Below are 10,812 nucleotides of genomic sequence, written 5' to 3'. Positions count from 1 at the left end.
CAGGGCCGGACAGGATGGCGGGACCCGTGTAAGGATCGGCCACCGGGGCATCGCGCAACGCCAGCAAGCGTTTGATCATGTCCCGTGCATCCGCGATCATCCGATCATTATCCGGTAAGTCATCGGGCGTGTAAGCAAAATAGTCTCTGTTCAAGGGCAGTTCCATCCCGTCAGCCGCTTTCAAAGAGGCCATCAACATCACCCGGGTAGCAATCCGGTTTTGCACCACCACGCTCCCCTCGCTATTCACGAAATAGGTGCGCAATACCTGAAAACTAAAACTGGCTGATCCCTCGCTCAACTCGGGGCAGGTCTTGAACACGGCGGAAACCTCGTTCAGGCGCTGTTCCCAAGCCCGTTTAATATCCATTTTCTGCCTCCCGGCAGCCAAAGGAGCCTCGTAATAATGTTCCATGGGAGCATCAGAGAAACAAGGGGCTTTATCCTCATCCGCCACGCTCACCGTGGCCCGGGTTTTCGCCTGATCGTACATATTACGGGCGAACTCGTAACGTTTCAACGTTTCCCGCCAAATCGCTTCCCGGATCGCATCCGTGGCATCATCATCCAAGGGTAAAACGACCCCTCGCGCTCCTTGCGCGTTAGGTCCGGCAAACCCTCCTTGCATATTATACTTGAAATTATCCAGATCCGGACTGCCCAACCGGACTTGTGGCACCAATGTCCTCATACGATTCTCGTTAGAGGTAGTCACGGCCCCGAATGAACTCACGACCGTTATCGTGCGGTCGTCCATCGCCCGCAAGTTCATGTAATAGGGAACACTTTCCTGTTTTTTCAGTTGCTCCATGCTATACGCCAGCTCCCGTTTCATTAATTGCAGGAGACGATCCTCCTGCTCTTGAGCGAAAGCCCCGGAAAAACACAATAAGAGTATCCCGCTAAAAAAGAGTTTGGTAAAATGATTGATTTTTAGCATATCGATCTATTTGTAAGGGCCATCCGAAAAGCTCTATCTGTCGCGAAACAAACTCCTCCGGCCTTCGGCCACCTCCTCTATGAACAGAGGAGGAGCTGGTAACTCTTACCAAAGACGGTAAGTAGCTCAACTCTCCCTCTGTTTATAGAGGGAGTACCCCGAAGGGGGGAGGGAGTTAAAAAAACAACTTTCCAGACTCCCCCTTTTTAATGATTCATCAAAGTTGCTCAAGCGAGCATATCGAGATACCGTCCTCTACTTCAACTTAAAGAGAAGAATATCCCCCAAAGCGATCGCACAGTTTCCACCTGGGTCCGTTCCATCCTGTAAGGTAAACTTGATGTAGCGTACCCGCCGGGAACCTTCCGGGAATTTCAACAAAGTAACTTCTCCCGATCCGCGTCCCAGTTCATTGGTTTCAAAATAAGTGACATTCTGCCAATGACCTCCGTCCGTGGACACTTGAATAGAAATCTGAGAAGGCATGATGTATTGCATCCGTCGATCCATCATCGGGTGATACAAGGGTTGCGCAATCTTTATCCCGCTAATCTCTGTTTCCTCCAACAATTCCATCGCCATCTCGTACTTACGAGGCACCGTATTAGACGTGGTAGTCCATGTCGTTTGATAATCGTCATCCAACAAAGCATTCAAGTCGGCATAAAGATCCGAAGGCGAACAGCTAATCTTACTCCCGTTGTCATACGTTCTCAAGGCTTCCGGTGCAATAAATTCCATCTCGGGAAGCGGGGAGTATCCCATGTATTCCATATACGGGGGCTCTTCAAACTCGAAATAAGGAATATTCCAACCACCATACCATTCAATTTTCAATCCCAACACATCCGGTTCGCTGGCCTTATCTAATACTTGAAGACTTCGATCAATAGAACTCCGTAATAAGGGATGATCATTATCCGTTGAATAACTATATTTCGAATCCAGATAACGGTTTTTTGCAAATATCAGCTTTTTCAGATTCGGGCAATACAACACGTCCTCGAAAGTTTCGATGTCGTAGTCAAATTCCAACTCGGTCACCTCTTCTACAAATTTCTCAAATTCCACTTCTTGTTCCTTCGTCTTGTTAGAATACCCATAGCGACGTTCGATAGCATTTACAAATCCCGAACTGAAAATCTTCGTATGGCTCAATGCCAACGGATCAAATTCAATCAAATCCGGGCAACCTTCCACTCTTCCTTTCCGAAGCACATAAATCGTGTCCGTTGGGTTAACGCTCACATCGTCAATCGTGATAAAAGAGTCATAAGTTGATTCGTCAAACGTGTAATACTGCGTCTTACCTTGTGTATCCTTATATTGTAATTTGATCTCGTCGATATTCTCATTCCACTGGTCAGAAAAGAATATCAATTTGTTTTTCAGGAAGTACGGTTTCACAACGCCTCTCGTGAAGGCCAACATGATCTCGTGCTCTCTCGTGTAAGGACGGCCATAGGTGGTTTCCACCAAAGACTCGTTACCCAAAAAATCTATGGCACTCACGTCAAAACGGTAAGTCCCGTTAGTCAGATTTGTCAACTCGTAGGACTCGGCCGTACTGGGGAGTAAAACCGAATCTTTCAAGTCTTCACATGACCATATCACCTTGATTTTATCAACGGTTGCATCCGTTCCGTTTATCCATTCCACAAGCAAGCGTTCCCAGCCCGGAGTGGCATGAACTTCTGTACATTTTGCCACGTAACGGATCTTTCCGTCTCCGGCATAATCACTATACGTGTCTTCCAAGCTCTCGCCACACCCCACCAACAACGCGGCAGCCGCAAATAGATTTATGATGTATTTTCTCTTTCTCATAACTTAATCCTTTTTCACATAAACTTCCAGTTCCTGTAACGTAAAATACTCTTGTTGATTACGATTTATCCCGTCTTCTCTCGACGTGTCAAACGTGTCGAGTACCAACACTTTCAAGTAACGATACTTGTTGTTCACAGGAGGGAATTGAATATCCACGTAAATCGGGTTTTTCGTTTCCAGATCATCCACGTCCTTTGGAGCCGACGCCAAATCTGTCGTAAGACGCGACCATCTTTTGGTTACAGCCTCGCGTTCAGGAGCTTGATCCAATTGTCCCAAGTAAACCCATCCCTCATCATCCGGATCCGAGGAGGTACTGTTACCATATACCGAAATTTTGCACGGCACCTTGTCTTCGTAAGAACCAATCCACACATTTCCCCAAGTGGCAGGACTAACTGCATGTTGGGCAAGTATCGGATAAAGACAATAAATACGAATCCATGCCGGAGTCTTCTGTTCTCTCAAGTCGAGAATCATCGGTTTTCTGTAAGCATAAGGACCGGCAAGATAAGCTCCATAAACTTCCGTTCCCGTACGTGCATCCTTGTCTTCATAAGCCGAAGCGATCAAACGCTCCAAACCTTTCAATTCCCCGTCAAACAGATATTCCACTCCCGTCTTGGCCTTAGAACTCTCCCTTGACAAGCCGAAATCATTAAAGTCACTTGCAGACATCTTCCATTGTTCCGCCCGGAAGGCATCAATGTCTGGGTAAATTTCCTGTCTTACACGGAAACCGTGAAAATCTTCCGTCCGAACAATGATCGTGTTGCTTGATCTTTCCTGCTTTTGAATGAAACTAAGCGTATCTCCTTGTTGAGTGATCGGAAAACTACTCATCAGAATCGTGTCTTCCTTCTGAGTCAACGGGTTTGTTCCCAAGTAAAAAATATGAACCATCCCGGTAACCACCGAAGGGCTCTTGTAGATCACCTGAAAACCATTCCACGAGGATCTTACCGTCAAATCATCGAAGAAAGACCAAGGCGCACTGTCCAATGTTGAAAATTGATACTCCATTGCTCCCGATTCTTCATTGTTTTGATTAACAAAAGAGATCTGAGCCTTTATTCCCTCCTGACTTCTGGTAAAACCATCCAGTAGAACCGAATCACCACTATATCCACAGGCTTTCAACACATCCAATCCCTGCCAATCTTTGTAACGGATATTCATGGCAAAGATGTCGCTGTTATTCGGCAGGTTGTAATGCATCATCGCCCCACCTGCAACCGGAGTAAATTTAATCTCCAGTCCTTCCATCGATGGATCGAACGCCGAATCATCGTCCTCGCAGGCAAACAAAGCGAATACAAATAATAATAAGAAAATGGTATTTTTCATCATTCTATCTTTTTAAGGATTAAAATTTACAATCTACAATCGTAAATCCATCATTTATTTACCTCCCCATCCCGGATTCTGTACCATGCCGGAAATCAGGATCTCTTCTGCATCAAACGGATCAAGATAATCCCGCGGGGCAATAAATTTATTACTGCTATATACCACGATCGGCCCCATTTCATAGTTATAGAAGGCCTGATCCGTGGTCCCGATAATATTCCAGCCATATTGTTTTTCATTCATCGTCTGATGGGCTGTCAGCCAACGGCGAAGATCCCAGTAACGATGTCCCTCGAAAGCAAACTCGATACTATACTCCTGATGAATAATATCCCGCATACCGACTTTCGTGGTTACTTTTACCGGGTTGTTGGAATAACTTCCCCAAGCCTCTCTCACGGGTAGAATCCCGGCACGTTCACGCACTTTATCCAGCGGGTCATACACCCGGCTATCCGGCTGATCCAAGTATTCATTCCAAGCCTCCGCTTGCATCAAATAAACTTCCGCCAAACGGATGATGGCTGCCGTTTCATTTCCTTGTAGGTTGTTGGAATAACCTTTTGTCTGGAACCACGAGAAAAGATGTTTCTTTAACCAGTAACCATTGATGTTCTGCCATGAGTTGCTGACAATAAAGTCATATTGCGTCCCCCACGGTTCTTCCCCTTTATGTGCTTTCACGAGAAAATTATAGTCTACATCTGCTGTATTTGTTCCGCGCTGCCAGTACATCCTATCTCCCGCAATACAAGCATAGAACCGGGGTTCGCGACGAAGATGAAGGTTCACCACGTCGATATTCATTGGGATAACCCCCTCGTACACGGGGCTACTTTCGGAAGCCAGTTTATAACGATTGCTGTAACTCCATGTAATATCGGCATCTATAGGTAACCCGTTCGCCGTGTAGTACATTTCTACCATCTTCATAGACGGAGAAAGGCAACCTAACGTCTGAGAGTCAAAATTATCATCATCGCCAACCAACCGCGGCAGGAAAAATTTGAAAAATTGAGACGGATATTTCCATTCCAAAAGGTATTCAGAATTATTGAAGCGAGAAAACGACATATTCTCTATATCAGCCATCTTATTCAATAAATCGGTCTTTTTCCCGGTCGCTCCAGAGACTAAAGCCCGTCCGCCCTCTTCACACATTTCCGCAGCCTTATCAGCGGCTTCCGCGGCTAATAACCACTTATTCCGATCATAAGTGGAATTAAAAAGTAACTCTCCGTTCTTGTTCCTAAAGTCGGAATAAAACGCATTCCCATTGAAAAGAGGAGAGGCGGCATAAAGCAACACTTTTGCTTTCAGCGCATACACCGCTTCGAGAGTGAATGTATGCCCATAATTAGATACTTTTTGGCTATGTTTAGGCATATATTCCATGGACGCATCCAACAAATTAATGATTTCCTTGAAACAAGAGTCCACATGTTGACGAGGTAATTGATAATCTTTCACCGGCAAATCTACCGGCATATTCTGCGGAACCAAACAAATAGGCCCATAACGACGCACTAATTCGAAATAAATAAACGCTTTCACCGCTTTCACGTCTGCTTTCCACCAATTACGATCTTCCTCGCTCATATTATACGTGTGATCTACATTTTCGAGGAAAATATTACAATTTCGGATAACGACATACATCCTGTACCAGATTGACCCGTAAGGATTTTGAGACATCTGAAGGCCATCAGCAACCTTCAACCCGTCGAGAGAAGGCATGGTCGAATTATGCAATGCTTGACAAGTTACAAACTCATCCGTTCCAGTATAAGCCACATTAACCTCAAAATCGGCAAATATACGGTTCAACTCGGAATAAAGCCCTTTCCACCACTGCTCAACTTTTGTGCGCTGTTCAAAAAGCGATTCTATCGTTTCAATGTCTTTCTCCGGCACCATATCAAGGTAATTACACCCGGGGAGCAAAAGAATTCCACAAAGTATTGATAATAGATATTTTTTCATTGCTACATATATGTTTAAATTAGAAACTTAGGTTCACTCCTACCGACCAAGTACGCTGTATCGGATAATTAAAACCATTGTCCCCCAACTCCACGTCCCATACCTTGAAATTCGTGATCAAGAAAGGATTATTGACACGGGCATAAAATTTCACCGTTTGCATTCTCAACCTTTGCAGGAATTCCCGCGGAAGATTGTAAGCCAATTCGATCGAGGTACAACGCAAGAAACTGCACTCCCGCATAAAATAGGTTGATCTCCGTTGCTCAGAGCCTCCCCATGCTTCCTGAGGATTATGCACGATAATTGATTGCGTGGAAAGACGCGGCCAAAAAGGACGTTCCTCCATGTTATCGGCACTCCAGTGATCATCATAGATCGCTTTCAACATGGCCCGGTTATCCACAAACGGACTAATCTTTTGAGGATTCATAAAGAAAGCCCGTTTCCCGGATCCTTGGAAAGCAAAACTAAACTCGATATTCTTGAAGTTAAAGAACCCACTGAACCCGTAAATCACACGGGGTGTCGTCGGGAACCCGATGTACGTGGCATCATTCACGTCGATCACGCCATCCTTGTTTATATCACGGTAACGAATGTCTCCCGGCATGATGTCACCTCCTTGGGTAGGCGAATTATTGATCTCCGCCTGATCGCGGAAAAGTCCCTCAGCAATATAACCGATCTGCTGTGACAGTTCATGTCCCTCTCTCCGTTGCCATGCCGGTTTACTCGTCGCTTCCTCGATCTTCCTGTAAGTAGCCTTGCTATACGTGAACGTACCATTCAAAATCATCCAAAAATCCGGGGTAAAGGCATGCTGCACCTTACCTGAAAGGTCAATACCGCGGGAACGAGCCTTACCCACGTTTCCAATCTGCGGTTTCTCCAAACCGGTAGTCGACGGCATCGTGTAACGATAGTCCAAGATATTATGTCGGACCTCCTGATAGATGTCGGCATTAAGCTCTACAATTCCACCAAAGAATTTGGTTTCGATACCGATATTACTTTGTTCGGCAATTTCCCACGTGAGTTTTTCATTAGGATAAGAAGCCACAAAAGGTCTCGTCAAAGAATTTCCACTGGGAGTCGGGTCTAACACTCCTTCAGCACTCAATAACGGCAAATGGGTGAAACGCGGATCCTTGATAACACCATCATTCCCGACTTTACCCCACGAGAAACGGAATTTCAAGAAAGAAAGCCAATGAGCTGTATGATCGGCTAAGAATCTCTCTTTGGATGCAATCCAAGCCGCTCCCAACGCCGGGAAGAAACCAAACTGGTGATCTTTGGCAAAACGTTCGGACCCATTATACCCGAAACTGGCCTCTGCAAAATACTTGTCTCTCCACCCGTAAGTCCCGCGCATGGACAAGCCCATGTTCCGATTCGGAATACCATCCAGCACGGATGCTGTTTGAGAATTCGTGGTTTCCTGCAAATTAAACACAACTGTCAGACTGGTCTGGTGTTCTCCCCAAGCTGCCACATGCAGCCCTCGTACTTCGTAACTCATTTGCGTGGATTGGGCACTATTGGTATGCTCTTTAGTATCATCTTTCGCCAAGGTTCTGGATGCATCAGCACTATTCAGAGCATTCAACTGATGTTCCCCGGTTTCAAAATCATAGTTTTTCAGAGCATACATATAAGGGGTTGTCTTATAAGCATTCGCATAGTATCCGGTCTGGTTCATGGAAACCGAAGCCCGTAACTCCAAACCTTTGAGAAGGGTCGAAAGATTGTGTATATACTCTGCACGAGCTACAGCCGAATAACGGCGACGATCCTTGTATCCTTGATGCAAGATCAAATAAGGATTGGTCGTTTTTTGATCCACTCCTCCGAAACGAAGATGCGGCCAATTGGATGACTCATCCGCGGGATAAATTGGGGCAAAATCCACCGGAGAAGCATTAAAAGCCAAGTAATAAGCTTCCGATACATCGGCATAAGGACCGCGATATTTATCCAAGTTCGCAGAAGTGTTAATATTCAAACGAATTCCGGCACTCAGGTCTATATTCAGATTCGTACGGAAAGAGAACGTGCTGTTCTCGATATTACACTTGAACTGGTTCAGACGATCGGTCTTCAACATACCCTCGTCACGAACGTAATTCACGGACGTGTAATATTGAACCAAACGGGAACCACCCCGGATGTTCAAACCGGCACGGTGATTGATGGAGTAATTGTGGAACATGATGTCGTACCAGTCGTTCGCCGGATACACCCAAGAAGGATATGACGGTGAACCCGTGCGTTCGATGCGTTCCACGCTATATTGCGGGGTGGCATCCGGGTTACGAGCCAACAACGCCTGATTGTACATCTTCATGTAATTGATAGGGTCTACCACCTCGATCTCCCTCGTCGGCATACTCAATACCGCCTCGTAACGAACAGAGGTGTAAACACTACCTTCCTGTCCTTTCTTGGAGGTAATCAAAATTACCCCGTTTGCCCCGCGGGCCCCGTACATGGCAGTTGCCGATGCATCTTTCATCACGCTGAAAGTTTCAATATCTTCCGGTGTCATACGGGAAAGATCCAGCTTGGACGACTCCACCCCGTCAATCAAGATCAAAGGGTCAATATTGGCATTCGTTTGGAAAGAAGTAATACCACGAATGTAGAATTTGGTATTCATTTCCTCCTCCGTCAACGCCCCGGGAATACCTCCCGTCTGCCACCCCACGATACCGGCGATTTTTCCGGCAAACTGGGAAGTCAAGTCACTACTTGAAGATTTCAAGGTTCTTGCATCCACAGTAGTGATCGCCGAAACCACACTCTCTTTCTTTTGCTCCCCGAAAGCCACAACGGTTACCTCCTCGATATTCTCGGCCGTGGGATTCAAACGAACGTTTAATTTCGTTTTCCCTTTGAGCGGCACTACCTCTGTTTTGTAACCAATGAAGGAAACCCGCAAGGCATCCTCCGGCCGTGTGTTGATCGTGTAACGTCCCTCGGTATCCGTGGCCACCCCTTGGGTCGTTCCCTGAATCAATACCGTAGCCCCGGGAATGGGATTCCCTTTTTCATCCACAACTCGTCCGGTCACGGCAATCAATTGTACCGGTTTGGCCTTTCTTTCCACAATCACGACCCGATTCTTTTCGAGTACATAATCGTATGGACTGTCTTTCAACAATGTCTTCAAAGCCTCGTCCACGGTAACATCTTTTACCTCCAACGTGAAGCGTCGGTTTTTATCCACCACCCCGTTGCTCTGGAAGCCGTAATCAATACCCGATTGTCGGTTGATTTCGACCAGAATGGTTTCCAGCGTGGCATTTTTCATCGAAATGGTTACTTTCTTCTGGATGACCTGAAACACACAAGATGTCGCCCCGTACGTGTCCCTAGGTATAGCTCCTAGTGTCGTAAATACCAAGAATATATACAACACAATTTTTTTAGCGATAGAGATACCGCCCATGTGATTTTTTTGCATAAATTTGTCGTACTAATTTAATTAAATAGTAAATTCACTTTACTGTTTGATGGTCGCTATGGATAAAGGCTCAATTTTATACGATAGCGATTTTACCCTAAATTATCCTGCCTAGCGGGATAATTTTTTTACTTGTTGTTTTTTACTTCACGATGTAATGCCCCCTTTCTTTTATAAATTTACAATCCGTCATTTCTTCAAGGAATTGAATTACCTCATCAATCGGAGTTTCTTTACTCAAATTCATGGTTACTTCAATCCGGGCTAATTCCGTCCGGGTCTCGAACTCGACCCCGTACCAAGTTGAAATATCTTCCAGCACGAGATCCAAAGGCTTGTCCCGATAGCGGAACACGTTATCCAGCCACGCCGTGGCATATTGCACGTCCACACGTTCCACTTTAATATCACCGGACCCCACGTTATAAGCGACCTGTTCTCCGGGAACAACTTGAATCTCGTCACGACCGGGAGATTTAAAACCAATCTTCCCCTCGATCAACACGGTCTCGACCGTCTTTTGCTGGCGTCCCTTCACGTTAAACCGGGTCCCGTAAACCCGAATTTTAGAACTGTCAATATTTACCACGAACGGCTGCCCCGACTTCGTCACGTTAAAATAAGCCTCTCCCGACAATTCGACCTCTCGCAAATCCCCGACAAACTCTTCCGGGTATTTCAAGCGACTCCCGGCATTCAACGTTACCTCTGTCCCATCAGCAAGCGTCACGTTATACGTGAACCCGGCAGGAATGATTAGAGTGTTGTACGCAATTTCGCGAGCAGTCCTTACCGTATCATACATGATATGGTTATTCGCAATCTGAATGTTCGATTTCTGAACCATGGAATCCATCTTTTTCTCTTTCAGGTTCAAACTATTCCCGTCCGCCAGAATCAAGGTCGGCACGGCAAACTCGTGATCCATCTTGATCACGCTGACCACTTTTGTCACCTCAGGCACTTCTCCCTTTTCACGTACCCACAACGAGGCAAACACGAGCCCACAACACAGCACCGCCGCCACGGAACTCCCGCTCCAAATGATCCGACGGCACATTCTCACACGACGCAGCCGCCGATCGAATCGCACCCCCGCGGCCTCAACCTCTTCATCCGAAGGGATTTTCACGTTATCCAGCATTTCTTCTATATCTTTTTCAGTCTTCATGTCTATATCTTTTTACACATATATAAACTGAAACAGGAAAAACTACCGTAGAAAAGTGATTTTTTTCAA

5 protein-coding genes and 1 pseudogene are annotated in these 10,812 nt (G+C 45.9%); all 6 read right to left on the bottom strand.

What is annotated here, in order from left to right; translation table 11 throughout:
* Nucleotides 1-940, bottom strand: a pseudogene (locus tag AB5542_RS13385) (TldD/PmbA family protein); the annotation flags it as partial.
* 255 nt (nt 941-1,195) lie between these two features.
* Complete coding sequence (locus AB5542_RS13380; protein WP_270543459.1) at nt 1,196-2,767, bottom strand: DUF4998 domain-containing protein; 1,572 nt, start codon at nt 2,765-2,767, stop codon at nt 1,196-1,198.
* Between the two features lie 3 nt (nt 2,768-2,770).
* Entirely contained in the window at nt 2,771-4,117 is a 1,347-nt protein-coding gene (locus AB5542_RS13375) for a DUF4959 domain-containing protein (RefSeq protein ID WP_270543460.1), read from the bottom strand.
* A gap of 54 nt (nt 4,118-4,171) precedes the next feature.
* Nucleotides 4,172-6,103, bottom strand: coding sequence for a RagB/SusD family nutrient uptake outer membrane protein (locus AB5542_RS13370; RefSeq protein ID WP_270543461.1), 1,932 nt, complete (start codon nt 6,101-6,103; stop codon nt 4,172-4,174).
* 19 nt (nt 6,104-6,122) lie between these two features.
* Nucleotides 6,123-9,572: a SusC/RagA family TonB-linked outer membrane protein gene (locus tag AB5542_RS13365; RefSeq protein ID WP_270543462.1), complete on the bottom strand. Its 3,450-nt coding sequence runs from the start codon at nt 9,570-9,572 to the stop codon at nt 6,123-6,125.
* 142 nt (nt 9,573-9,714) lie between these two features.
* On the bottom strand, nt 9,715-10,743 hold the full coding sequence (locus AB5542_RS13360) for a FecR family protein (protein WP_270543463.1): 1,029 nt from the start codon (nt 10,741-10,743) through the stop codon (nt 9,715-9,717).
* Between the last annotated feature and the right edge of the window lie 69 nt (nt 10,744-10,812).

It is taken from the genome of Butyricimonas sp. RTP31003st1_G1_RTP31003_210430 (assembly GCF_040920905.1).
Classification (GTDB): domain Bacteria; phylum Bacteroidota; class Bacteroidia; order Bacteroidales; family Marinifilaceae; genus Butyricimonas; species Butyricimonas paravirosa.
Note: the sequence above shows the minus strand (reverse complement) of the source record. Positions and strands in the feature narration are given on the sequence as shown.